The 23072-nt window shown below is 66.0% G+C and carries 27 protein-coding genes; 7 read left to right on the forward strand and 20 right to left on the reverse strand.

Annotated elements, in window-relative coordinates; translation table 11 throughout:
- Positions 1-53: 53 nt before the first annotated feature.
- Positions 54-998, reverse strand: coding sequence for a sugar phosphate isomerase/epimerase family protein (locus ACH2CY_RS17390; protein WP_395020577.1), 945 nt, complete (start codon positions 996-998; stop codon positions 54-56).
- Between the two features lie 10 nt (positions 999-1008).
- Complete coding sequence (gene iolG, locus ACH2CY_RS17395) at positions 1009-2001, reverse strand: inositol 2-dehydrogenase (RefSeq protein WP_395020578.1); 993 nt, start codon at positions 1999-2001, stop codon at positions 1009-1011.
- Positions 2002-2139: 138 nt separating this feature from the next.
- Here iolG and ACH2CY_RS17400 point away from each other — a divergent pair, with 138 nt between their 5' ends.
- Complete coding sequence (locus tag ACH2CY_RS17400) at positions 2140-2997, forward strand: MurR/RpiR family transcriptional regulator (protein WP_395020579.1); 858 nt, start codon at positions 2140-2142, stop codon at positions 2995-2997.
- An 11-nt stretch (positions 2998-3008) separates the two neighbouring features.
- Here the strand turns inward: ACH2CY_RS17400 and ACH2CY_RS17405 are convergent, their stop codons facing one another.
- On the reverse strand, positions 3009-3893 hold the full coding sequence (locus tag ACH2CY_RS17405) for a LysR family transcriptional regulator (protein ID WP_395020580.1): 885 nt from the start codon (positions 3891-3893) through the stop codon (positions 3009-3011).
- Positions 3894-3990: 97 nt separating this feature from the next.
- On the opposite strand from ACH2CY_RS17405, the gene ACH2CY_RS17410 reads away from it, so the two are divergent.
- On the forward strand, positions 3991-4218 hold the full coding sequence (locus ACH2CY_RS17410) for a DUF1127 domain-containing protein (RefSeq protein ID WP_395020581.1): 228 nt from the start codon (positions 3991-3993) through the stop codon (positions 4216-4218).
- 73 nt (positions 4219-4291) lie between these two features.
- A complete protein-coding gene (locus ACH2CY_RS17415) occupies positions 4292-4714 on the forward strand; it encodes a DoxX family protein (RefSeq protein ID WP_395020582.1) in 423 nt (140 codons plus the stop codon).
- 16 nt (positions 4715-4730) lie between these two features.
- Here ACH2CY_RS17415 and ACH2CY_RS17420 read toward each other — a convergent pair whose 3' ends face one another.
- The gene (locus ACH2CY_RS17420) at positions 4731-5864 is read right to left on the reverse strand and encodes a Gfo/Idh/MocA family protein (RefSeq protein ID WP_395020583.1); all 1134 of its coding nucleotides are present in this window, start codon (positions 5862-5864) and stop codon (positions 4731-4733) included.
- A 162-nt stretch (positions 5865-6026) separates the two neighbouring features.
- On the opposite strand from ACH2CY_RS17420, the gene ACH2CY_RS17425 reads away from it, so the two are divergent.
- Positions 6027-7067: an IS110 family transposase gene (locus ACH2CY_RS17425; protein WP_395020584.1), complete on the forward strand. Its 1041-nt coding sequence runs from the start codon at positions 6027-6029 to the stop codon at positions 7065-7067.
- Positions 7068-7383: 316 nt separating this feature from the next.
- Here the strand turns inward: ACH2CY_RS17425 and ACH2CY_RS17430 are convergent, their stop codons facing one another.
- The 13 genes from ACH2CY_RS17430 to cysE form a co-directional block, all read right to left on the reverse strand.
- Positions 7384-7686, reverse strand: a complete 303-nt coding sequence (locus ACH2CY_RS17430; protein WP_395020585.1) for an SCP2 sterol-binding domain-containing protein — start codon at positions 7684-7686, stop codon at positions 7384-7386.
- 21 nt (positions 7687-7707) lie between these two features.
- Positions 7708-8841, reverse strand: coding sequence for a tRNA 2-thiouridine(34) synthase MnmA (gene mnmA / locus ACH2CY_RS17435; RefSeq protein ID WP_395020615.1), 1134 nt, complete (start codon positions 8839-8841; stop codon positions 7708-7710).
- A gap of 39 nt (positions 8842-8880) precedes the next feature.
- A complete protein-coding gene (locus tag ACH2CY_RS17440; protein WP_395020586.1) occupies positions 8881-10194 on the reverse strand; it encodes an alpha/beta hydrolase in 1314 nt (437 codons plus the stop codon).
- On the reverse strand, positions 10191-10397 hold the full coding sequence (gene iscX / locus ACH2CY_RS17445) for a Fe-S cluster assembly protein IscX (protein ID WP_395020587.1): 207 nt from the start codon (positions 10395-10397) through the stop codon (positions 10191-10193). Before iscX ends, ACH2CY_RS17440 begins: the two co-directional genes overlap by 4 nt.
- A gap of 11 nt (positions 10398-10408) precedes the next feature.
- Positions 10409-10744 (reverse strand): ferredoxin family 2Fe-2S iron-sulfur cluster binding protein, encoded by a 336-nt coding sequence (locus tag ACH2CY_RS17450; RefSeq protein WP_395020588.1) that lies wholly within the window; start codon positions 10742-10744, stop codon positions 10409-10411.
- 59 nt (positions 10745-10803) lie between these two features.
- The gene (gene hscA, locus ACH2CY_RS17455; RefSeq protein WP_395020589.1) at positions 10804-12696 is read right to left on the reverse strand and encodes a Fe-S protein assembly chaperone HscA; all 1893 of its coding nucleotides are present in this window, start codon (positions 12694-12696) and stop codon (positions 10804-10806) included.
- Entirely contained in the window at positions 12693-13343 is a 651-nt protein-coding gene (gene hscB / locus ACH2CY_RS17460) for a Fe-S protein assembly co-chaperone HscB (protein ID WP_395020590.1), read from the reverse strand. The genes hscA and hscB overlap by 4 nt, the downstream gene beginning before the upstream one ends.
- 24 nt (positions 13344-13367) lie before the next feature.
- Positions 13368-13712 carry a HesB/IscA family protein gene (locus ACH2CY_RS17465; protein WP_395020616.1) on the reverse strand — a complete coding sequence of 115 codons (345 nt, stop codon included), beginning with the start codon at positions 13710-13712 and terminating at the stop codon, positions 13368-13370.
- Positions 13713-13798: 86 nt separating this feature from the next.
- Complete coding sequence (gene iscU / locus ACH2CY_RS17470; protein WP_395020591.1) at positions 13799-14209, reverse strand: Fe-S cluster assembly scaffold IscU; 411 nt, start codon at positions 14207-14209, stop codon at positions 13799-13801.
- 38 nt (positions 14210-14247) lie between these two features.
- Entirely contained in the window at positions 14248-15492 is a 1245-nt protein-coding gene (locus tag ACH2CY_RS17475; protein WP_395020617.1) for an IscS subfamily cysteine desulfurase, read from the reverse strand.
- A gap of 31 nt (positions 15493-15523) precedes the next feature.
- Positions 15524-16642 carry a cysteine desulfurase family protein gene (locus ACH2CY_RS17480; protein ID WP_395020592.1) on the reverse strand — a complete coding sequence of 373 codons (1119 nt, stop codon included), beginning with the start codon at positions 16640-16642 and terminating at the stop codon, positions 15524-15526.
- Between the two features lie 11 nt (positions 16643-16653).
- Positions 16654-17181 carry an Rrf2 family transcriptional regulator gene (locus ACH2CY_RS17485; protein WP_395020593.1) on the reverse strand — a complete coding sequence of 176 codons (528 nt, stop codon included), beginning with the start codon at positions 17179-17181 and terminating at the stop codon, positions 16654-16656.
- A gap of 12 nt (positions 17182-17193) precedes the next feature.
- The gene (gene cysE, locus ACH2CY_RS17490; RefSeq protein WP_395020594.1) at positions 17194-17982 is read right to left on the reverse strand and encodes a serine O-acetyltransferase; all 789 of its coding nucleotides are present in this window, start codon (positions 17980-17982) and stop codon (positions 17194-17196) included.
- A 245-nt stretch (positions 17983-18227) separates the two neighbouring features.
- On the opposite strand from cysE, the gene ACH2CY_RS17495 reads away from it, so the two are divergent.
- Complete coding sequence (locus tag ACH2CY_RS17495; RefSeq protein ID WP_395020595.1) at positions 18228-18896, forward strand: alpha/beta hydrolase; 669 nt, start codon at positions 18228-18230, stop codon at positions 18894-18896.
- Here the strand turns inward: ACH2CY_RS17495 and ACH2CY_RS17500 are convergent.
- From ACH2CY_RS17500 to ACH2CY_RS17510, 3 genes are read right to left on the reverse strand one after another with little or no spacing between them, the layout of a single operon-like run.
- Entirely contained in the window at positions 18893-19186 is a 294-nt protein-coding gene (locus ACH2CY_RS17500) for a type II toxin-antitoxin system RelE/ParE family toxin (RefSeq protein WP_395020596.1), read from the reverse strand. The genes ACH2CY_RS17495 and ACH2CY_RS17500 overlap by 4 nt on opposite strands.
- 2 nt (positions 19187-19188) lie before the next feature.
- The gene (locus ACH2CY_RS17505; protein ID WP_395020597.1) at positions 19189-19473 is read right to left on the reverse strand and encodes a CopG family ribbon-helix-helix protein; all 285 of its coding nucleotides are present in this window, start codon (positions 19471-19473) and stop codon (positions 19189-19191) included.
- A gap of 46 nt (positions 19474-19519) precedes the next feature.
- Positions 19520-20617: an anhydro-N-acetylmuramic acid kinase gene (locus tag ACH2CY_RS17510; RefSeq protein ID WP_395020598.1), complete on the reverse strand. Its 1098-nt coding sequence runs from the start codon at positions 20615-20617 to the stop codon at positions 19520-19522.
- Between the two features lie 68 nt (positions 20618-20685).
- Between ACH2CY_RS17510 and tyrS the strand changes: the two genes are divergently transcribed.
- The gene (tyrS, locus tag ACH2CY_RS17515) at positions 20686-21948 is read left to right on the forward strand and encodes a tyrosine--tRNA ligase (protein WP_395020599.1); all 1263 of its coding nucleotides are present in this window, start codon (positions 20686-20688) and stop codon (positions 21946-21948) included.
- Between the two features lie 208 nt (positions 21949-22156).
- On the forward strand, positions 22157-23071 hold the full coding sequence (locus tag ACH2CY_RS17520; RefSeq protein ID WP_395020600.1) for a MurR/RpiR family transcriptional regulator: 915 nt from the start codon (positions 22157-22159) through the stop codon (positions 23069-23071).
- Position 23072 lies beyond the last annotated feature (1 nt).

The following is a 23072-nucleotide window of genomic DNA, read 5'->3' on the forward strand; positions in this document are numbered from 1 at the left end:
CAGGCGCCTGGGAAGATACTCATGAACGGGAGGGGTGGTCGTTAACCACGCGCTTAGTGGACGACCTCGCGGATGATCACCCGCTCCAAAAGCTCGACGGAGCGGCGCATGCCTTCCATCGGCGACATCGCGTTGTCCTCATGCTCGATCGAGAGCACGTCGTTGTAGCCGACCTGGGCGAGGAGGGCGATGAAGTCGCGCCACCAGCTCTCGTTATGGCCATAGCCCAGGGTCACGTAGTTCCAGGAGCGATCGGCGACGCGGTCGTTGGTCTTGGTTTCGAGCAAGGTGTTCGGGTCGGCATTCTGCCGGTCAATCCGCGTGTCCTTGGCATGGACGTAAAAGATCGCCTCGCCGAGCTTGCGGATGCCGGTCAAGGGCTCGCCACCCATCCACATCATGTGGCTGGGATCGTAGTTGGCGCCGACATTGTCGCCGGCGGCGTCGCGCAGCTTCGCCATGGTCTCGGTGTTGTAGACCAGCTGGCCACCATGGATCTCGATGCAGATCTTGTCGATGCCGCAATCCTTGCCGAGCTTGGAGAGCTTCTTCCAATAGGGGATCGCGACCTTGTCCCATTGCCAGTTCAGCGCCTTGGTCGCTTCCGGCGGCCAGGCGGTGATGATCCAGTTCGGGTTGGCGTCGCCGGGGCCGCCCGGCAGGCCCGACATCATCACCACGCGGGGGATGCCCATCAGCTTGGCGAGCTTGAAGGTCTTGCGCACGACCGCGTCGTGCCGCTTGCCGTAATCGCCCGGTGCCAGCTGGTTGCCGGAGCAGTTGAGCGCGGCGATCTCCAGGCCGTGGTCCTTGACCTTGGCCTTGAACTCCTTGCGCGCCTTCTCGCTCTCCAGCATCTGCTCGAGCTTGAGATGCGGCGCGCTGGACCAGTTGCCGCAGGCGAATTCCAGGGTCTCGAGCTTCAGCTCGGCACTCGCCTTCAGCATCTTGTCGAAGGAGAGATTGCCGAGGCTGTCGGTGATCATGCCGATCTTCATGGCAGTCTCCCTACGCGACCTTCACCGGCGCGCCGCTCTTCAGCGATTGCACCGCCGCCTCCGCCAAGGCGAGGGCGTTGCGGCCGTCCTCGATGCTGGTGGCGGGCTCGGCCTTGCCGAGGACGCAGTCGATGAAATGCTGCAGCTCCACCCGATAGGCGGCGTCGTAGCGTTCCAGGAAGAAGTGCAGCGGCTTCTCGCCGACGACGCCGGGCTCGCCCGAGAAGGTGACCGTGTTGGCGACCTGGTTGCCGGCCTGCAGCATGCCCTTGGAGCCGAAGGCCTCGATCCGCTGGTCGTAGCCGTAGACCGCCCGACGGCTGTTGCTGATCTGGGCGATGCAGCCGCTCTTGGTCTTCAGCACCACCATCGCGGTGTCGATGTCGCCGGCCTTGCCGATCTCCGGATCGACCAGGTTGGAGGCGGTGGCATAGACCTCAGTCGGCATTTCGCCGAGCAACCAGGTCGCCATGTCGAAGTCGTGGATCATCATGTCGCGGAACAGGCCGCCCGAGACCTTGATATAGCCGATCGGCGGCGGGCCGGGATCGCGGCTGGTGATGATGAGCGTCTCCAGCTTGCCGACCTTGCCGCTGCGGATGCCTTCATGCACCGCGGCGAAGCTCGCGTCGAAGCGGCGGTTGAAGCCGATCATCATGGTGACGCCGGCCTTGCGCACGGTAGCGAGGCATTGATCGACCCGCTCCAGCGAGAGATCGATCGGCTTCTCGCAAAAGATCGCCTTGCCGGCCTTGGCCGCGAGCTCGATCATCTCGGCATGGGTGTCGGTCGAGCTGCAGATGGCGACCGCCTTCACCGCGGGATCCTCGATCGCCTTCTTCGCGTCGGTGCCGCTCTGTGCGCCGAGCTGGGAGGCGAGCTTGTTGGCGGCTTCCGCGTTGACGTCGGTGACCCAGCGCAGCTTGGCGCCGGGGTGTGCTGCGATGTTGCGGCCGTGGATCTGGCCGATCCGGCCGGCGCCGATCAGGGCGATTTCGAGCATGGTTTTCTGGGTCCCGATTGCGTGGAAAATTCAACTTGGAATTTGCAATATTTTTTCCAATGATGCAACCAAGCCGAATGCATGTTTCGTCGCCGGATACATCTCCGACGGATGCATTTTTGAGGGGGAGCGAGCAGGTTGGCGAAACCGAAGAGCAAGAGCAGCGCGCCGGACGCGGCCGAGAATCTGGCGGCCCTGCGTGCACGCATCGCCGAGCGCTATGACAGCCTGAGCAACCGGCTGCAGCAGATCGCCAAGTTCGTGCTCGACCATCCGAACGACATCGCGCTGGAGACCGTGGTGGTGATCGCCGAGCGGGCCGGGGTGCCGCCCTCGGCGCTGATCCGCTTTGCACAAGCCTTGGACTATTCCGGCTTTCGCGAGATGCAGCGCGTGTTCCAGGCGCCGCTCGCCAGCCGCAGCCCGAGCTATGCCGAGCGCGTGCGCGGCCTCGCGCTCGACCGCGCCGAGCAGGAGGAGGACGGGCCGCATCATTTTCTCGCCCGCTTCTGCGCCGCCAGCGCGGTCGCGCTCGAGCATATCCAGGAAGTCCTCACCCCCGAGCAGCTCGGCCATGCGGTCGACCTGCTGGCCAAGGCGCCCCAGGTCTATGTCGTCGCGCAACGCCGCTCCTTTCCGGTCGCCGCCTATCTCGCCTATGCGCTGCCGCATTCCGAGAAGCCGACGCATCTGCTGGATGGCTTGGGTGGCATGCTGGACGAGCAGGTGCGTTCGATCCAGTCCGACGACGCGCTGATCGCGATCAGCTTCTCGCCTTATGCGCGCGAGACCGCGTCGATCGTCGAGCGCGCGGCCGGGCGGGGCGCCTCGGTGATCGTGATCTCCGACAGCATGGTCAGCCCGATCTCACGCTTCGCCAGCGTGTTCTTCGAGATCAAGGACGCCGAGGTGCAAGGCTTCCGCTCGCTTACCGCGTCACTCTGCCTGGCCCAGACCCTGGCCGTCGGGCTGGCGATGCGCTCCGGCGGGAAGTGAGAGAGCGGCGATCACCGCCGCCCCAACCCCAGAAGCGCGTCGTAGGTCTCCTTCAGTCCCTTCGAGAGGCGTTTGTCCTTGCGGATGACCACGCCCATGGTGCGCTTGAGCGGTGGGGAAAGTGGGCGGACGACGAATTTTTCGCGGCCTTCCTTGCCGATCGCCATCTCCGGCAGGATCCCGCAGCCCAAGCCGGCGATGGCCATCGCCTTGATCGCCTCGGCGCTGCCCAGCGACATCGCTGGATTGACGGTCGCCTCGCCGCGGGCAAACCAGCGATCGGTGATGCGCCGGCCGGCCGAGCCGGGCTGCGACAGCAGCAGCGGCAGTCTGGCGAGGTTCGCCGCCGTCAGCCGATGCGGCAGGGGCATGTCGGGCGGCGCGATGGCGACGATCGGGTCATCGATCACCGGGGTCACTTCCAGGGCGCGACCCGAGGCCGGCAAGGTCGCGAAAGCGAGATCGATCTGGTTCTCCTCGACCGCCTTCACGATATCCGCGGCATTGCCGGTCGAGACCGTGATCTGCAGATTGGGGTAGCGGCGGCGCAAGGCGCCCAGCACCGGCGGCAGCAGGAAGATGGTGACGGTGTTGTCGGTGCCGAGCCGCACATGGCCGATCGCGTCCGAGGCATGGCGCGCCACCGACTCCACCGCCGAGGAGACGGCATCGTCGATCCGCGATGCATGCTCCAGCAGCTCGCTGCCCGCCGCCGTCGGGCGCGCCCGGCGGCCGACGCGCTCGATCAACGCCGTGCCCAGCTTCTTCTCGATCTGCCGGATCTGCAGGCTGACCGCCGGCTGGGTCAGGCCGAGCTTTTCCGCCGCCGCCGAGAAGCTGCCGGCCTGTATGACCCGGACAAAGGTTTCCAGATGGTCAAGATTGAATGTCTTCATACAAAGATTTTCTCATGCTTTGCATAGCTTTCCAAAGCTTCATTTATGCAGAGCCGGGGCGCATCCTATGCCTGCCGCCCAAAGGAGCGCGGCCGCCATGCTCAGCTACCCATCGATCCTGGAAGCCCTCCGGGAATTCGGCCTTTCCTGCATCGGCTCATCAAAATCGCGCAGCCGGCAGCTCCACGCCTTGCGTCGCCTCGACGCCCATCTGCTCAAGGATATCGGCTTGACCCCGGAGCAGGTGCGGGCCGCGAAAGTGCTGGAGGACCTGCCGCGTCCGGCGCCGCGCATGGGATTGGGGCAACCCTCCCTCAACCGCTAGGGCGGCACCGAATCGCCACCCCCTCCCAATCGCCCAATTGACGGCGGGGGTGGGCGGGTTAAGCTGCCGGCCCATGTCGATCCCGGTTCTCTCAGCGATCGTGCGACATTCCTTCTGGCAGCGCGGCGGCCTGCTGCTGGCGCGGCTGATCGTGGCCGCGATCTTCCTGATGGCCTGCGGCACCAAATTTGCCGACATCGGCGCTACGGCCACATTCATCGCGAATGCCGGATTCCCGATGGCCATGCCGCTCGCCTGGATAGCCGCGATCTTCGAGGCGCTGCTGGTGATCGCCTTCCTCACCGGCATCCTGATGCGCGAGGCGGCGCTGCTCGCGGCGCTTTACCTGCTGTTCCTCGCTTTCGCCTTCCATGGGCCGCAGAACTGGGGCGGCAACCACATGGAGTTCGGCGTCTTCGTGGACCACTTCGCCTTCGCGGCGGGGCTGCTCTACATGACGGCGTTCGGGCCGGGACCGCTGGGCATCCGGCGCTAGCCTTCAGCCGCAACCGTCAACCGACCGAGACCCAGGCGCGCCTGTCGGCGGAATCCAGCACCGCGTCCATGATGCGCCCGACCTTGGCGCCGGCCTCCATGTCGGTGAGGACCGGTTTGCCCGCGGCGATCGCTTCCATGAACTCGTAGATCTCGATCACCTTGAAGTCGTTGAAGCCCAGCCCATGGCCCGGTGCCGGGCAGAAGTTGCCATAGGGCGGGTGGCTGGCATTGGCGAAGATGGTGCGGAAGCCCTGGCGGTCCTTCGGCTCGCGGCTGTCATAGACGTCGAGCTCGTTGTAGCGCTCGGCGTTCCAGCGGATCGTCCCCTGGGAGCCCACCAGCTCGAAGGAGAGATGCATCTTCGAGCCGCAGGCGATGCGGCTGGTGCTGAAGATGCCCGTCACGCCGTTGCTGCATTCGAACAGGCAGTCGGTCACGTCCTCATTGTCGACCTGGCGCATCTCGCCGGTCGCCGGGTCCTTGCGCTTCGGCGTGGCCAGGATGGTGCGGGCGCAGACCGCCGAGATATCGCCGGCGAGGACGCCGGTGATCGCCAGGCCATGCGCGCCGAGATCGCCCAAGGCACCCGCGCGAGAGCCGAGCTTCGCGTCGTTGCGCCAGGTGAAGGGCGCGGCCGGATCCGACATGTAGTCTTCGTTATAGGTCCAGCGCATGTGGATCAGCTTGCCGAGCACGCCCTCGTCGATCAGCTTCCTGGCGAGGCCGATCACCGGATGGCGCGCATAGGAGAAGCCGACCTGGGTCTTGATGCCCTTCTTCGCGGCGGCGGCGGCGACCTCGGTCGCTTCCTTTCCGCCGAGGCCCACCGGCTTCTCGCAATAGACATGCTTGCCGGCGGCGATGGCGGCGAGCGCGATCTCGCGGTGCAGATTCGAGGGCGCACAGATGTCGACGATGTCCACTTCGGGATCGTTGACCAGGCTGCGCCAGTCGTCGGTGCTCTTCGGGAAGCCGAGCTCTTCGGCGACCTGTGCGGCGCGCGCGGCCGGGGTGTCGCACATCACCTTCAAGACGGGCAAGGCACCGGCGTTTGAGAAAACCGCCGGCATGGTGTGATAGCCGAAGGCATGGGCGCGGCCGATGAACCCGGCCCCGATCAGGCCGATGCCGAGACGTCGTTTGGTCATTGAAGTCCCCAATCTATAACTCTCGTCATCCTCCGCGCAGGCGGAGGATCCACGAGTTTGCATCCGTTACGCGATAGAAACTCGTGATGGGGTGGACGGCCCCCGAACGGCATCTAAGTGCCAGAATGAGGTCGTTGCAGATCTCATTGAAAGGAGCCGTCCGTGGAAAAGCTTATTCGAATTGGCATGGATACGTCCAAGGGTGTTTTTCAGCTGCATGGGGTTAACGCGGCGGAGCAGCCGGTGCTGAAGCGGCAGCTCCGGCGGCGGGAAGTGGAGGCGTTCTTCGCGAAGCTGGAGCCGACAGTTGTTGCGATCGAGGCCTGCGGCGGCTCGCATTACTGGGCGCGCACGCTCGAAGAGCTGGGTCACCAGGTGAAGCTGCTGGCGCCGCAGCACGTGAAGCCCTACGTGAAGCGGGGGAAGAACGACAAAGCGGATGCGGCGGCGTTGTGCGAGGCGGTGAGCCGGCCAGACATGAAGTTCGTTGCGGCCAAGAACGTGGAGGAGCAAGCGGCGCTGATGTGGGCGGGCATGCGCGCTCGGTTGATCAAGACCCGCACCCAGCTCTCGAATGCGATCCGCAGCTATGCCGGGGAGTTCGGGCTGGTTGCCGCCAAGGGCCTCGACAAGATCGAGCCGCTGCTGACGAGAATTGCACAAGATGAAGCGGTGCCGCTGGCGGCGCGGGAAGCCTTTGCCTTGCATGGCCGGGAATACGCGCAGCTGCAGGCGGAGATTCGTGAAGTCGAGGCCAAGCTGATGGCCTGGCACCGCGGCAACCAGGACAGCCGGAACTTGGCCGAAGTGCCGGGGATCGGGCCGATCGGCGGAACCAAGCTGGCGATGAAGAAGCCCGATGCCATGGGCTGCCGGTCGGGGCGATACTTCTCGGCCTGGCTCGGACTGACGGCAAAGGATCATTCCACCGCAGGCCGGCAGCGGCTGGGCGGCATCACCCGGGCGGGCGATCCGGCCTTGCGCAGCGTGCTGGTGGTGGGGGCCATGGCGGTGATCCGACAGGCGGAACGCAACCCGGAGAAGGCCTCGCCCTGGCTGCTGGCGATGCTGAAGCGAAAGCCCAAGAAACTGGTCGCTGTGGCGCTCGCCAACAAGAACGCCAGGATCGCCTGGAAGATGATGATGACCGGGGAACGCTACGACCCCAAGCGCGCGGCAACCGTGCTCGCGGCTGCCGCCTAGAGATCGGCCGGGCAGGAGCGCATCCCGCCCGGACGGTGCCGGAGATTGCTTGAGAAGGAGCAGATGGTGGGATCGATCGATCCAAGACAGGGGCAAACCCGTACCATCCACCGGTGCATCGAAACCGCACTCGTGATCGGACCCTCGTCGCGGAAGCCATCTCGGCCAGCAGTCAACAGCGACTGCACCGTAAAGGCCGGACATATGGACGCTATCGAACCGGCTCACCACAACGCTCGCATTCGCTTGCAAGATCGGGGGCCGTCCACATATGGATGGTCCGCCCCAGCGGACCATGACGCTCACGTTGTGACCGTCAATCGGCGAACATCGAGGTGAGTTTGAGCGCCACGCCCATCTTGCCTTCGACCTTCAGCTTGCCGGTCATGTAGGCCATGGTCGGGTCGAGGTTGCCCTGCATCAGCTTCACCAGGTTCTCGGCGCTGATCCGGATCGTGGTGTCGGCCTCGCCCTTGTCCTCGTTGCCGATCTCGGGGCTGCCCTCGGTGCCGTCCCAGAAGATGACCCCGTCGTCGAGCTCGAACTTCACCTTGTAGCCGAGCTTCACGTTGCGCGAAGCCTGCTTGCGCAGCTCTTCCGTCAGTTCCGCGAGATCCATGCTACTCCCCCGAAAATCACCTCAAGCGGCGGTGGCCGTTCTTGCGCCCGCGACGTCGCGGCGGATCCAGCCGCCGCCGAGCACGCGGCTCCCCTGATAGACGACGCAGGCCTGGCCCGGCGCGACGCCGAACTGGGCTTCGTCGAACACGACCTCGGCGCCGTCGCCGGAGACCGTGACCTTCGCCGCCGCCGGCTTGCTCATGGAACGGATCTTGACCGTCACCGGCAGATCCTCGGCCGCGCCCGCCAGCCAGTTCAGCTCGCGCAAGGCGATGCGGTCGCAGGCGAGCGCCGCCTTCGGCCCCACGATCACCTCGCGCGCGGCCGGATCGACGCGCACCACATAGAGCGGCTCGTTGCTGTGGGCCTGGTCGTTGACCGCGATACCTCGGCGCTGACCGACGGTGAAATGGATGACGCCCCCATGGCTGCCCAGCACCCGGCCATCGACATGGCGGATGGCACCCGGCTCCGCCGCACCGGGACGCAGCCGCTCGACCACGCTGGCATAGTTGCCGTTCGGCACGAAGCAGATGTCCTGGCTGTCCGGCTTCGTCGCGACGGGGAGGCCGAAGCGCTCGGCCAAGGCGCGGGTCTCGCTCTTCGGCATTCCGCCCAAGGGGAAACGCAGGAAGTCGAGCTGCGCCTGGGTGGTGGCGAAGAGGAAATAGCTCTGGTCGCGCGTCGGATCGGTCGCGGCATGGAGCTCCGCACCGCTCGCGCCCGTCATGCGCTGCACGTAGTGCCCGGTCGCGAGGCAGTCGGCCTCGAGCGCGCGGGCCTGGTCCAGCAGGTCGCGGAACTTGACCCGCTGGTTGCAGCGCACGCAGGGGATCGGCGTCTCGCCGGCGAGATAGGAATCCGCGAAGTCCTGCATCACCGCATCGGAGAAGCGGTTCTCGTAATCGAGCACGTAATGCGGAATGCCGATGCGATCGGCGACCTGCCGCGCGTCGTAGATGTCCTGGCCGGCGCAGCAAGCGCCCTTCTTCTGCAGCGCCAGGCCCTGGTCGTAGAGCTGCAGCGTGACGCCGACCACGTCATAGCCCTGCTCCTTCAGGAGTGCCGCCACCACCGAGGAGTCGACACCGCCCGACATCGCCACCACCACACGAGTGGCGGCGGGTGCCTTGGCAAATCCCAGGGAATTCAGCACCGGATCCATGGCCTCAGTCTACCAGAACAGCCCAGATCAAGCGGCGAGGATTTCAGCGATCCGGCGGAACGGCATCGGGTCCACGCCGAGGCCGAAAGCCGCCGAAAAATGCCCCTGGTCGCGCCGGAACAGGTTCTTCTCGGGCACCCGCCAGCCGGCGGCGAGGCGGCGGCCGCCGTCGATGGGGGTGACGGTGTCGCGTTCGCCGAGCAGCAGCACGATATGCTCCGGATCGATCGGCGGATTGGGGCCGGCATCGACCATCGCCACCAGGGGCAGAAAGCTGTTCGCCTCCCAGCCCTTGGCTTTCGCCGCGACATTGAGGCCGGCGACGACGGCAATGGCGGAATCAAGCGCCAGGCTGCTCACCCGGTCGGTCGTGGTCAGCAGCATCAGCGCATCGGGCCGCGCTTCCGCCGGCCAGCCGCCCATGCGAACCGCGGCGGTCTGCGCCGTCAGGGCGCCCAGGCTGATCCCGCCGAAGGCGACGCGGTTCGAGCCGTTGCCGCGGGCCCATGCGGCCAGGATGCCCAATTCCTTGGCCGCAGCCGAAAGATGGCGCAGGCCCGAGCGCGGCGGCGACATGATGAAGCTCTCGCCGCCATAGAGGCCGGGCACGACGCGGCGGTTATGCCCGGGTCCATCGGGCAGAATGACCCGCAGACCATAGGCGGTGAGCGACGCGTATCCTTTGAGGTCGCCCTTCATCATCTCGGTCTCGATCGCGAGACCATGTCCGAAGATCAGGGTCGGGAATCCGCCCGCAGGCTTATGCTTCGGCTCATAGACATGCGCATAGGCCGTGTCGCCGCTTGGGCTCGGAAAGCGCAGCCAGTATTCGACGGCGAAATCGAGATCCGCTTCCCGGCTCCGTTCGACCTCGGGCAAAGGATCGGGCAAGTGGAAGAACCGGTCGGGATCGGAAGCGGCGGCGGCGAACTCCCGCTGCACCTCGTCGGGCGTGGGCACATCGAGCCGGACCGCCGGCATGCCATGGCGCCGCGCGGCCAGCAGGTAGGTCAAGCGGTGGCCGCCCCAGGCATGCGCCGCTGCCCGCCGCCGCTCCTCGACCGCGGTCACGTCACCGGCTCGGCCGAACACGGTTTCATTCCACCGCTCGAAGGCGGTGTCGGAAGTTTGGCGCAGCGCCGCCGTGCGCTTGATGCGGGGCGAAAGGCCGGCGGGCACCCGCTCGACGGCAAGCTCCGCCTTGAAGCGGTCGAGATCGCCTTCGGAGATGTTGGCGGCGGCCCAGGCGCGCGAGGCGGGGAAGATGTGGCTCAGCCCCCAGAGACAGACCGGATCAACCCAAGGCCGCGCAATCAGCTTGAGGAACGGGCTGCTCTTCAATCCCGCTCCTCGAGCCAAGCCGCCTGGATGGCCTCGAGGATCTTCTCGTTCGACTTCTGCGGATCGTCCTCGAAGCTCGGCAAGGCCTGGACCCATTTCCAGAGATCGGTGAAGCGGAGGTTCACCACATCCACATCGGGATGCGCTTCCTCCAGTTCAATGGCGAGGTCCTGGACGTCGGTCCACCGGAGCTTCCTGGGCATCGGACGGCCGGTTACTTCTCGACCATCATGTTGCGGGTCGCGGTCGGCAGCGACACGGTGAGCCCGTCGAGCTCGTCGGTCATCTTGATCTGGCAGCCGAGGCGCGAGGTGTGGGTCAGGCCGAACGCCAGGTCGAGCATGTCTTCCTCGTCCTCGCTCGCGCCCTCCAGCACATCGTACCATTCCGGATCGACGATCACATGGCAGGTCGAGCAGGCGAGCGAGCCCTCGCAGGCGCCCTCGAGGTCGATGTTGTTGCGATGGGCGATTTCCAGCACGGAGAGCCCCAGCGGCGCTTCGACTTCGACGCGCACCCCACCCGGCTTAATGAAGGTCATCTTCGGCATTTCTGAGGCTCTCCAATGCCTGATTTTTCAGGCTCTTAACGACTATTACAGGCAGTTCTCTATTCGGCGCGGTCAGTTGCCATACTGGCCTCGACCTCGTCAAGGCTGTGGCCTTTGAGCGCCTGCTCCATCGCCCGGTCCATGCGGGCCTGGGCGAAGGGATGGCTGGCCTTTTCAAGGGCTTCCACCGCGGCGCCGATCCGGTCCCGATCTTCGCCCGCCATTTCCTTGCGGACTTTCCCGGCAGCGGCATCGATCCCGGCGCGTTCCGACGGCGAGACCAGGTCGCCGTCCGATTTCAGCGCCGCGTCCAGGGCCAGCATCATCCGCTCCGCCTCGACCCGGGCTTCGATCAGCAGGCGCCGCTCCATGTCCTCGCGGGCATGGGTCAGGCTGTCCCGGAGCATGTCGGCCATCTCGTCCTCGCCGAGCCCGTAGCTGGGCTTCACGGCGATCTCGGCCTTGACCCCGGTGGTCTTCTCCTGGGCGTTGACGGTCAGCAGGCCGTCGGCATCGACCGCGAAGGTGATGCGGATCCGCGCCGCCCCCGCCGCCATCGGCGGGATGCCGGTCAGCTCGAACCGGCCGAGCGAGCGGCAGGCGTCCACCGTCTCGCGCTCGCCCTGCAGGATGTGGATCTGCATCCCGGTCTGGCCGTCCTGGTAGGTGGTGAACTCCTGGGCCTTGGCGACCGGGATCGCGGTGTTGCGGTCGATCACCTTCTCGACGATGCCGCCCACGGTCTCGATCCCGAGCGAGAGCGGGATGACGTCGAGCAGCAAGGTATCGGCGCCGCGGGTGAGTGCTTCGGCCTGCAGAGCGGCGCCGGCGGCGACCACCTCGTCAGGATTAATGTCCGAGAGCGGCGCGCGGCCGAAGAACTTCTCCACCATGCGGCGGACCAGCGGAACCCGGGTCGAACCGCCCACCAGGACCACGCCCTTCACCTCGGCGGCGGTCACCTGGGCGTCCTCGAGCACCTGGCGGCAGGCCCGCAGGGTGCGGTTCACCATCGGCTCGATCAGCGATTCAAATCTTGCAAGATCAACGGATTGCTGGAGCTCTTTGCCGTTAATGTGAAACTTGAGGTCGGTGTTGGTTGCGGTCGTGAGCGCTTCCTTGGCGCGACGCGCGGCGGCCAGCAGCGTTTTCGCATCGACCAGCGATGGTGACTCCGCGCCGGCTTCGCGCAGAACATATTCCGCGATCGCGTGATCGAAGTCATCGCCACCGAGCGCGGCATCGCCGCCGGTCGACAGCACCTGGAACACGCCCTGCTGTAGCCGCAGCAGCGAGATGTCGAAGGTCCCGCCACCGAGATCGTAGACCGCGTAGAGCCCCTCGGCGCCGTGGTCGAGGCCATAGGCGAGCGCCGCCGCGGTCGGCTCGTTGACCAGGCGCAGGACCTCGAGGCCGGCGAGCTTTGCGGCGTCCTTGGTCGCCGCCCGGGCGGCATCGTCGAAATAGGCAGGGACGGTCACCACCGCGCGCTCGACCGGCTGGCCGAGGGCGGCTTCCGCCCGGGCCTTGATGGCGCGCAGGATGTCGGCGGAGACCTCGACCGGGCTCATGACCCGGCTGCCGATCTTCAGCCGCACCATGCCGACCTGCTGGTCGCCGTGGATCTCGTAAGGGAGGGTGCCGGAGAGCGCCTTAAGGTCGGCGGCGCCCCGGCCCATCAGCCGCTTCACTGAGCTTACCACCAGCTCCGGGTGCCGGGTCAGCTCCGCGGCGGCGGCGCGGCCGACGATCGGCTCGGCGCCGGTATAGGCGACCACCGAGGGCAACAGCCCGTCGCCATGGTCGTCGCGCAGGATCTCGGGCTTGCCCTGTTCTGCGATCGCGGCCACCGAATTGGTGGTGCCGAGGTCGATGCCGATGGCGATGCCCCGCTCCTGCTCATGCGGCGCGGGAGTCTCGCCCGGCTCGTGGATCTGCAGCAGCGTGCTCACTCGGCATCCTCCAGCGCGACGCGGCGGGCGCGGGATTCCTCCAGGAACTTCCGCCAATACTTCATCCGGGTCGCCGCCTTGTTCGCGGCCTCGTAATCGTCCACCGCGAAAGCCTTCGAGAGCTGGGAGAGAAGGTCGATCGCCTTGGCCCCCGCCTCGACCTGGAGCTTCTCCAGATCGTCGATGGTCGCGACTTCGGAAAGCGCCTCGCGGGCTTCCATCGCCTCCATCAGCAGCTCGGGATCGTGGACGGTCTGGTCCTTGTCCACGGCCGCGGTCTTGCCGGCCAGCTCCAGCAGGTAGGCGGCGCGGCGCAGGGGATCCTTCAGCGTTTCATAGGCCGCGTTCATCGAGACCGCCTGGGATTCGGCGATGGCGCGCTCCTTCGGCGTCTTGGTGACGAAGCGGTCGGGATGCATGCTGCGCTGGAAACCGAGATACTGCTTCTCCAGCCGGTCGAGATCGAGATCGAAGCCGGGCTGGACGCCCAGTCGCGCGAAATGATCGACCTGGCCCGGCGCCTGGACCGCGCCGCAGCTGTGGCAGAACAGCGCCCGCGCCGCGACCGGCTGCCGGCACGACCAGCATGGCGCGACCGCACCCGCTTCGGGCGATTGGGTGAATCGCTCGTGCCCGTTCTGCGACATGATGGGAAAACCTATCGATGCGGCTTAGACGTGGAAGGACTCGCCGCAGCCGCAACGACCCTTTTCGTTCGGATTGCGGAAGACGAAACCGGTCTGCAGCTTCTCCTCCACATAATCCATCTCGGTGCCGAGGATGAACATGGTCGCCTTCGGATCGATCAGCACGGTGACGCCGTCCTGCTCGACGATGTCGTCGGCCGGACCCTTCGCATCGGCATATTCGATCGTGTAGGAGAGGCCCGAGCAGCCCTTGGTGCGCACCCCGATCCGGATGCCGACCGATGGCTTGTTGCGCTTCTCCAGCAGCGCCCGCACCCGCTCGACCGCGGCCGCGGTCAGGGTGAGGGCGGCCGGGCGCGCACGCGGCACGCGCTTGGGCCCAGGGGACTTAACGGGGCCGCCGGCAGCCGCAGCCTCCGGGTTCGGGGCGGTCGTGCTGATCGCCTGGTCGTTCATTATTCCGCCGCCTTGTCCCCGGACGACTTGGGCTCGTTCTTGGTGCGGAAGTCCTTGATCGCGGCCTTGATCGCATCTTCGGCCAGGACCGAGCAGTGGATCTTCACCGGCGGCAGCGAGAGATGCTGCGCGATCTCGGTGTTCTTGATCTTCTCGGCTTCTTCCAGGGTCTTGCCCTTCACCCATTCGGTCGCGAGCGAGCTGGAAGCGATCGCCGAGCCGCAGCCGAAGGTCTTGAACTTCGCATCGGCGATCTTGCCGTCCGGGCCGACCTTGATCTGCAGCTTCATCACGTCGCCGCAGGCCGGCGCGCCGACCAGGCCGGTGCCGACACCGCCCTCGTCCTTGGCGAACGAGCCGACGTTGCGCGGGTTGTCGTAATGATCGAGCAGCTTTTCGCTATAGGCCATGACCGTACTCCCTCAGAAAATTCGCGATCGAAACGGAATCAGTGTTCCGCCCATTCGATCGATTTGATGTCGATGCCTTCCTGGGCCATTTCCCAGAGCGGGCTCATCGCCCGCAGGCGGGTGACCGCCTCGACGATGTGTTCGATGGCATAGTCCACGTCCTGCTCGGTGCTGAAGCGGCCGAGGCCGAGCCGCAGCGAGGTATGCGCCAACTCCTCCTCGACGCCCAGCGCGCGGAGCACATAGGAGGGCTCCAGCGAGGCCGAGGTGCAGGCCGAGCCCGACGAGACCGCGAGATCCTTGATCCCCATCATCAGCCCCTCGCCCTCGACATAAGCGAAGGAGACGTTGAGGTTGCCCGGGATGCGCCGGTCGAGATCGCCGTTCAGGTAGATGTCCGGCAGCTTCGCCTTGAGGCCATTGAACAGCCGGTCGCGCAGCACCTTCAGCCGCTCCGCCTCGGCGCCCATTTCCTTCTGCGCGATGGCGCAGGCCTCGCCCAGGCCGACGATCAGCGGGGTCGGCAGGGTGCCGGAGCGGAAGCCGCGCTCCTGGCCGCCGCCATGGATCATCGCCTCCATGCGCACGCGCGGCTTGCGGCGGACGAACAGCGCGCCGATACCCTTGGGTCCGTAGATCTTGTGGCCCGAGATCGACAAGAGGTCGATCTTCATCGCGTTGACGTCGAGCGGGATCTTCCCCGCGGCCTGGGCCGCGTCGGTGTGGAAGAACACGCCGCGCTCGCGGCAAATCGCGCCGATCTCGGCGATCGGCTGTATGACGCCGATCTCGTTGTTGACCGACATGATGGAGACGATCGCGGTCTTGTCGGTGATCGCGGCCTTCAGCTGCTCGAGATCGATCAATCCGTTCTGCTGCACCGAGAGATAGGTGACCTTGAAGCCTTCCAGCTCCAGGTGGCGGCAGGAATCCAGCACGCATTTATGCTCGGTCGCGACCGTGATGATGTGGTCCTTGCGGTCCTTGTAGAAATGCGCAACGCCCTTCAGCGCGAGGTTGTTCGATTCCGTGGCGCCCGAGGTGAAGATGATCTCCTTCTCGTCGGCGCCGATCAGGTCGGCCACCTGCTTGCGCGCCTTCTCGACCGCCTCCTCCGCCTCCCAGCCATAGGAGTGGTTGCGGGAATGCGGGTTGCCGAACTTCTCGGTGAAATACGGCAGCATCGCCTGCACCACGCGCGGATCGCAGGGCGTGGTCGCCTGGTAGTCGAGATAGACCGGGAGCTTGGGCCGGTTCTCGAGAGTGGGACTGCTGTTCTTCATACTGCTCATTTGTGCCTGTGATCCCTTGCGATCAAGCTGCAGGTTGGATCTGGGTTGCGACCGGTGCCTGGATCCGTTTCCAGGCCGCCATGAAGGCGTCGATATCCGATTCCGTGTTGGTCTCGCCGAGGCTGACGCGCAGGGCCGTCGCGGCCTGCGTCGCATCGAAGCCCATGGCGGTCACGACGTGGCTCGGCCGCACCTTGCCCGACGAGCAGGCCGAGCCCGCGCTGACCGCGATGCCGGCGAGATCGAGCGCCATCACCAGCGTCTCCGCCGGCTTCCCGCCCGCGGCAAAGCAGAGCGTGTTCGGCAGCCGCGCGACATCGCGGCCGAAAACCGTGACCGCCGGATCCCAATCGAGCAACCGGCGCTCAAGAGCTTCGCGCAACCGAGCGATATTCGCGCTGGCGGCAAGATCGATCGCCGCAACCGCCGCGCCGAGGCCCGCGATCGCCGGCACGTTCTCGGTGCCCGCGCGCCGGCTGCGCTCCTGGCCGCCGCCGAGCAGCAGCGCCGAAACCGGCGTGCCGTTTGTGATCAAAGCGCCGACACCCTGCGGCGCGCCGAACTTGTGGCCGGAGACGGTGAGCAGATCCGCGCCGAGGTCGGAAATCTGCACGTTGATCCGGCCCAGGGCCTGGGCGGCGTCGCAATGGAGCAGCGCACCATGGGCATGCGCCATCTCTGCTGCATCGGCCACCGGCTGCAAGACACCGGTCTCGTTGTTGGCCAGCATCAGCGAAATCAGCGCCGGACGCGCATCCTGCTTCAGCAGCGACCGGAGGTGATCGCGATTGACCACACCGTGGCTGTCCACCTTCGCCACCGCAGCACCCGCCGCGATGGCCGGCTTCAGCACCGAGTCATGCTCGATCGCCGAGACAACCAGGCGCCGCGCGCCGCGGCTGGCCAGCGCCAGCATGTTCGCCTCGGTGCCGCCGGAGGTGAAGATCACGTTCTCCATCTTGGCGCCGACCCGGCTCGCCAGCTTCACGCGCGCCTCTTCCATCAGCTTGCGCGCGTTGCGGCCGAAGCCGTGCACCGACGAGGGATTGCCGCAAGCCTCCAGCGCAGACATCACGGCACGCGCGGCTTCCGGGCGAACCGGCGCCGTCGCGTTCCAATCCATGTAGACCGCGCGCTGCATGGTCTCTGCTTCTACTCCGCGGCCACGGGCGTGCTGCTGCCCGGGGCGGGCGGGGTGGCGCCATTGGTCGGCACCGGGGTGAGGACGGTATCGACGCCGTCGGCCTTCACCGCGCCGGAGCGGCCGAGCACCCGCTTCTCGCAGACATCGGCCAGCGAGACCGAATTGAGGAAGAGATGGATCTGGTGTGAGAGCTCTTCCCAGAGATCGTGGGTGAGACAACGGCTCTTGTCGCTGTGACAGCCGGTGCCGGAATTCGGCTTGCAGCGGGTGGCGCGGATCGGCTCATCGACCGCCATGATCGCGTCGGAGATCCGGGTATCGTCGGCGCTGCGGGCCAGCAGGTAGCCGCCGCCCGGACCGCGCACCGACTTCACCAGCCCGGCGCGGCGGAGCTTGGCGAACAGCTGCTCCAGATAGGAGAGCGAGATTTCCTGGCGCCCGGAAATGTCGGCCAGGGCGACCGGCCGGCCGTTGCTGTGGCCGGCGAGATCCACCAGCGCCATGACGGCGTAACGTCCCTTCGTGCTCAGTCTCACGGCAGGTTCTCCTTACAGGGGGCTTCTCGGCGGATAGTCGCCGATGGCCAAGGCCTTCGGGTCGTCGTCTCCGTCCGAGAATGCGGGCGTGCCGTTGCCATTGCTGTGCACGCCATTCAGATTTTCAGCTTCCAGCGCGGCGACTCGCGCCTGCAGCCTTGAAATATGGTCGAGCAGTCCGTCGATCGCGCGCGCGACCGGGTCGGGCAGCTCGCGGCCGGGGATGCCGTAGGCGTCGAAATCCTTGCAGGCATCCTTGGGCTTCACCACGCGGCCGGGGATGCCGACCACGGCGACGCCCGGCGGCACGTCGCGCACGACCACCGCATTGGCGCCGACCCGGGCATTCCGGCCGACCACGATGTCGCCCAGGATCTGCGCGCCGGCGCCGACGATGACCCCGTCTTCCAGGGTCGGGTGGCGCTTCACGTTGACCTGCGAGGCCGAATTGATCGAGGGCGAGATGCCGCCCAGGGTGACGTCGTGATAGAGAGTGACGTCGTCGCCGACGATGGCGGTCTCGCCGATCACCACCCCCATGCCGTGGTCGATGAACAGGCGCCGGCCGATCTGGGCGCCCGGGTTGATCTCGATTCCGGTCAAGAAGCGGGAGAACTGCGAGATCAGCCGCGCCAGGGTGTAGAAACGCGCCTTATAAATACGGTGCGCCACCCGATGGGTGAGGACCGCCCAGAAGCAGGGATAGGCCAGGATCACCATCAGGCGCGAGCGCGCCGCGGGGTCCCGCGCCATCGTGGCGTCCACGTCTTCCGCAATCCGCTTGAAAATTCCGAGTGCCATCGTGTTTACTGTCGCGCCGCCGGGCTTAAGTGGATGGTGCTGCTCAGGTATCTGCTCGCGAAAGATCATCGCGATTCCTGGCGGACATATAGTATCCCCGACTAACCTGGTCAAGAATTAGCGTGGCAGACCAGCCCTGCAAGGAATGGGAAGACCCTAAATCCGAGTAAGGTAATACCGAGCCAATCCCGGGGCGGCCAGACCGGCCGCCTAACTTATTGCAAGATAAAGAAAATCATCTCCCAATGCCGGAAATCATCCTGAACGGGCCGGAAGGCCGCCTCGAGGGCCGCTACCAGCAGAGTGCGACTCCGAATGCGCCGATCGCCCTGATGCTGCACCCTCACCCGCAGCACGGCGGGACCATGAACAACAAGGTGGTCTATTCGCTCTACCAGAGCTTCCAGCGCCAGGGCTTCTCCGTCTTGCGCTTCAACTTTCGGGGGGTGGGCCGCTCCCAGGGCAAGTTCGACCGGGGCGAGGGTGAGCTCTCCGATGCCGCGGCGGCGCTCGACTGGCTGCAGAGCTGGAACCAGAACGCGGCCCAGTGCTGGATCGCCGGCTTCTCCTTCGGCGCCTGGATCGGCATGCAGCTCTTGATGCGCCGGCCGGAGATCAGCGGCTTCATCTCGGTGGCGCCGCCGGCCAATGTCTATGACTTCAGCTTCCTCGCCCCCTGCCCCTCCTCGGGCCTGATCATCCAGGGCGACCAGGACACGGTCGTGCCCCAGGAAGCGGTCGGCAAGCTGATCCAGAAGCTCAGCCACCAGCGCGGCATCAAGATCGACTACAAGGTGGTTGCCGGCGCCTCGCACTTCTTCAACGAGCATCTCGACCAGCTCGCCGGCGCAGTGGACACCTATCTCGAAACCGCCATCCCGGAAGCCGCCGCCAAGGCCCGCTCGACGCGTTAAGGAGCTTGCAACTCCTTGCCGTGCCGAAGCATCAGGACAGTGATGTGCTCGCCTTCGTTGCGGTAACGCACGATGTAGCCGCCACTGCCGAAGATGATGAACCATTCGCGGTATTCGGGCGGATAGCCTTCAACTCTGCGCCCGATGCCCGGTTGTGCCGCCAGGACCTTTACGCTCTCCCGAATAGCACTCACCGCGCGTCGCGAAGCAGCCGGATTCTTCTGGGCTAGGAAAGCGCGAAGCCGGTCCAAGTCATGCAGAGCCCGCGCGGTCCAGATATAGCGCGCCACGGCTACTTGTGTGGAATCGGCGGTTCCGCGTCTTCACCGGCTTCAAGCTTCGCCAGCCACGCGTCAACTTCCTCACCTGTCACATGCAACCCGGTCGCTTGGTAGTCCTCCCAGGAGGCAACCATGTCGCGATTCAATTGCTCGCGGTCTTCCTCGAAATCGACGTATTGCTCGATCGCCTTGCGCATGAGGTCTTCCGGCGATTGCCGGCGCGCGTCGGCCAACCGTTGCAAGCGGTCGCTCAAGGCCTCATCGAGCTGCAGATTCGGCTGCTGAATGCCGGGCATAGTCTCCGCGCTCCTCCGCATCTTTCGCCGCCAAATATAAGCCCGATCAGGCCATTTTCAAAGCCGGCGGCCGTTTGCCGGGCCGATGCAGCCGGCCGCCGGTGGTCGGCGCTTTCACCCCGGTCGTGCCGGGGAAGCTGATCGGCAGCCCGTGCATCGAGCGTACCGCCATCAGCGCAAAGGCCTGGGCCTCGATGAGGTCGCCGTCCCAGCCGATCGCCTCGATCGGATCGACCGCGCCGAGGCGCGCGCGCAAGGCCGCCATCAGCACCGGGTTGTGACGCCCGCCGCCGCAAACCAGCCAGCGCTTCGGCGCCTGCGGCAGATGTTCGATCCCGGCTGCAATCGACGCCGCGGTGATCGCCGTCAAGGTCGCCGCACCATCGGCCGCCGACAGCGCGCCGAGTGAAAATGCTTTAAACGCATCGCGATCCAGCGACTTCGGCGCAGCGCGCTTGAAGAACGGATTCTCAAGAAAGCGCGCGACCGCCGCTTCATCGACACGCCCGCTCTTCGCCAGCGCGCCGTCGCGATCGACCGGCTCGCCGGTATGGCGCAGCGCCCAGTCGTCGATCAGCGCATTGCCCGGCCCGGTGTCGAAGGCGATCAGCGTGTCGCCGTCGCCGATGAAGGTGACATTGGAGACGCCGCCGATATTCAGCATCGCGACCGGCTTCTCCAGCCCGGCCGCCAACGCGCGGTGATAGACCGGCGCCAGGGGCGCGCCCTCGCCGCCCGCCGCCATGTCGGCGCTGCGGAAATCGTTCACCACCGCGATGCCGGTCAGCGCGGCCAGCAGGGCGCCGTCGCCGATCTGCCGGGTGCGATGCTTTTCCGGCTCGTGCAGGATGGTCTGGCCGTGAAACCCGACCACGCCGATCTCACCCGGGCGCATCCCCGCCTGCGCGACCAGGCGCAGCACCAAAGCGGCATGGCGCTCGGTCAATTCGCGCTCCAGCCCGGCCGGCGGCTCCCATTGCCCATAGGCGGATTTCAGCCTGGCCCGAAACGCCGGATCGTAAGCCTCGCCGATGCCCGGGCCGGTCTCGACGATCCGCTCGCCGTCGGTCCGGAGCAGCGCGGCGTCGATGCCGTCGCCGCTGGTGCCGCTCATCAGGCCGATGGCCCATACCGGGTCGGTCATCTTGACCTCTAGAATCAGGGTTCAGCCCCGTGTTAAACCACGGCCGCATTCAAATCCAGGCCAGACCGATGTCCAGCGCGTTCCAACCGAAATCCGAGTTCCTGCGGGAGTTTATCGCCCGCGGCTTCCTGCACCAATGCACCGCGATCGAGGAACTCGACGGCGCGGCGGCGAAGGGCGGCCTGATCGCCTATATCGGCTTCGACGCGACCGCGGATTCGCTGCATGTCGGCTCGCTGCTGCAGATCATGATGCTGCGCCTGCTGCAGCGGACCGGCGGCAAGCCGATCGTGCTGATGGGCGGCGGGACCACCAAGGTCGGCGATCCGACCGGCAAGGACGAGAGCCGCAAGATGCTCTCGGCCGCGGACATCGACCGCAACATCGAAGGCATCAAGAAGATCTTCGGCCAGTTCCTCAAATTCGGCGACGGCCCGACCGACGCGGTCATGGTCAACAATGCCGACTGGCTGGAGCAGCTGAACTACATCGACTTCCTGCGCGACTACGGCCGGCACTTCTCGGTCAACCGCATGCTGGCCTTTGACTCGGTGAAGATCCGCCTCGAGCGCGAGCAGCCGCTGACCTTCCTCGAGTTCAACTACATGATCCTCCAGGCCTACGACTTCCTGGAGCTGGCGCGGCGCTTCAAATGCAGGCTGCAGATCGGCGGCTCGGACCAGTGGGGGAACATCGTCAACGGCGTGGAACTCGGGCGCCGGGTCGATGACCTGGAGCTTTACGGCCTGACCACGCCGCTGATCACCCTGGCGTCGGGCGCCAAGATGGGCAAGACCGCCTCCGGCGCGGTCTGGCTCAACGAGGAGAAGCTGCCCGCCTACGACTACTGGCAGTTCTGGCGCAACGTCGAGGACGCTGATGTCGGCCGCTTCCTGCGCCTGTTCACCGACCTGCCGGAAGCCGAGGTCGCGCGCCTCGAGCAGTTGCAGGGCTCCGAGATCAACGCCGCGAAGATCGTGCTGGCCAATGAAGCGACGCGGATGTGCCGCGGCGCCGCGGCGGCGGAAGCCGCGCAGGCCACCGCGCAGAAGACCTTCGTCGAAGGCGGCCTCGGGGCCGACCTCCCGGTGATCGACCTGCCGCAGGCGGAACTCGAAGCCGGCATCGCCGCCTTCGCCTTGCTGGTGCGGGCGGGGCTCGCCGCCTCGAACGGCGAGGCGCGCCGGATCATCAAGGGCGCCGGCGCCAAACTGAACGACGAGACCATCGCCGACGAGAACCGCAAGATCTCCCTCGCCGACCGCAACGCCGAGGGCGTCATCAAGCTGTCCTTCGGCAAGAAGAAACACGTCGTCGTAAAGCCCAGCTAGGGCCGCCGCTCCTTACCTCAAGACGTCATCGCCGGACCTCAGGGCGTCATCGCCGGGCTTGACCCGGCGATCTCCCGCCAAACGGAGACAGATGCCCGTCAAGCCCGGGCATGACGACCCACGCTGCGCACCCATTGCGGCCAAAAATGTTAGTGTGCTAACATCTGCGTAAGAAAATAGATTTAACTAACATTTCGACAGGGAAGCGATGCGCGCAAAGACCGGACAAGCGGTCGGAAGTCAGCGCGAGCTGCTGCAGGCCAAGGTGCTGCAGCCGCTGAAGGACGGCTACGACTCCCTCACCAAGACCGAGAAGAAGATCGCGAGCTATTTCCTCTCGCGGCCGGAATGCCTGGTGCTGGAGACCGCCGCCACCATCGCCGGCAATGTTGGCGTCAGCCCGATGACGGTCGGCCGTTTCTTGCGGAAGCTCGGCTTCGACGGCGTCAGCGACGTGCGCCACAGCCTGAAGGCCGATCTCTACGGGCCGGAGGTCGGCAGGCTCTGGTCGATCGACCGCCGCTACCAGGCCTTCACCAAGCGCGAGGCGGCGCATTTCAGCCTGCAGGACAGCCTCGACGCCGAGCTGGCTGCCATCCGCAAGGCCTATGAGTTCACCACCGCGCCGATCTGGGCCAAGGCGGTCGACTCCTTCGCCCATGCCGACCGCGTCTATGTCAGCGGCCTGCACATGGCACGCGGCCTGGCATTGGAGTTCGTCAGCCGGCTGGAATACATCCGGCCCGGCGTCCATCTCGCCGACGGGCAGAACGGCCATTATGCCGAGCTGTTCGACGAGGCGCCGCGCGTCGCCGTCATGCTGATCGACTTCTACCGCTATGACAAAGGCACCCAGCGCGCGGCGGAGCTCGCCAGGCGCCGCGGCCATGACGTGCATATCCTGGTCGATAGCTACGCCGTCTGGGCGCACAAGATCACCGACAGCGTCTTCAACCTGCCGACCAGCACCGGCCTCTACTGGCATTCCAACGCCGCGATGAGCGTGCTGCTCAATCTCCTGGTCAACGACGTGATCCGCGAGCGCGGCAAGGCGGTGCCCAAGCGCATCGACAAGGTGCTGCAGGCCCAGCGCGCCTTCGACCAGTTCGCCGAGGAACTCTGAG

This window comes from Dongia sp. (assembly GCF_041905885.1).
Lineage (GTDB): Bacteria > Pseudomonadota > Alphaproteobacteria > Dongiales > Dongiaceae > Dongia.

Coding starts and splice junctions, on each gene's coding strand:
- ACH2CY_RS17390 (WP_395020577.1), bottom strand. CDS start 998: ATGAAGATCGGCATGATCACCGACAGCCTCGGCAATCTCTCCTTCGAC.
- iolG (WP_395020578.1), bottom strand. CDS start 2,001: ATGCTCGAAATCGCCCTGATCGGCGCCGGCCGGATCGGCCAGATCCAC.
- ACH2CY_RS17405 (WP_395020580.1), bottom strand. CDS start 3,893: ATGAAGACATTCAATCTTGACCATCTGGAAACCTTTGTCCGGGTCATA.
- ACH2CY_RS17410 (WP_395020581.1), top strand. CDS start 3,991: ATGCTCAGCTACCCATCGATCCTGGAAGCCCTCCGGGAATTCGGCCTT.
- ACH2CY_RS17415 (WP_395020582.1), top strand. CDS start 4,292: ATGTCGATCCCGGTTCTCTCAGCGATCGTGCGACATTCCTTCTGGCAG.
- ACH2CY_RS17420 (WP_395020583.1), bottom strand. CDS start 5,864: ATGACCAAACGACGTCTCGGCATCGGCCTGATCGGGGCCGGGTTCATC.
- ACH2CY_RS17430 (WP_395020585.1), bottom strand. CDS start 7,686: ATGGATCTCGCGGAACTGACGGAAGAGCTGCGCAAGCAGGCTTCGCGC.
- iscX (WP_395020587.1), bottom strand. CDS start 10,397: ATGCCCAGGAAGCTCCGGTGGACCGACGTCCAGGACCTCGCCATTGAA.
- ACH2CY_RS17450 (WP_395020588.1), bottom strand. CDS start 10,744: ATGCCGAAGATGACCTTCATTAAGCCGGGTGGGGTGCGCGTCGAAGTC.
- hscB (WP_395020590.1), bottom strand. CDS start 13,343: ATGTCGCAGAACGGGCACGAGCGATTCACCCAATCGCCCGAAGCGGGT.
- iscU (WP_395020591.1), bottom strand. CDS start 14,209: ATGGCCTATAGCGAAAAGCTGCTCGATCATTACGACAACCCGCGCAAC.
- ACH2CY_RS17475 (WP_395020617.1), bottom strand. CDS start 15,492: ATGAAGAACAGCAGTCCCACTCTCGAGAACCGGCCCAAGCTCCCGGTC.
- ACH2CY_RS17480 (WP_395020592.1), bottom strand. CDS start 16,642: ATGCAGCGCGCGGTCTACATGGATTGGAACGCGACGGCGCCGGTTCGC.
- cysE (WP_395020594.1), bottom strand. CDS start 17,982: ATGGCACTCGGAATTTTCAAGCGGATTGCGGAAGACGTGGACGCCACG.
- ACH2CY_RS17495 (WP_395020595.1), top strand. CDS start 18,228: ATGCCGGAAATCATCCTGAACGGGCCGGAAGGCCGCCTCGAGGGCCGC.
- ACH2CY_RS17505 (WP_395020597.1), bottom strand. CDS start 19,473: ATGCCCGGCATTCAGCAGCCGAATCTGCAGCTCGATGAGGCCTTGAGC.
- ACH2CY_RS17510 (WP_395020598.1), bottom strand. CDS start 20,617: ATGACCGACCCGGTATGGGCCATCGGCCTGATGAGCGGCACCAGCGGC.
- tyrS (WP_395020599.1), top strand. CDS start 20,686: ATGTCCAGCGCGTTCCAACCGAAATCCGAGTTCCTGCGGGAGTTTATC.
- ACH2CY_RS17520 (WP_395020600.1), top strand. CDS start 22,157: ATGCGCGCAAAGACCGGACAAGCGGTCGGAAGTCAGCGCGAGCTGCTG.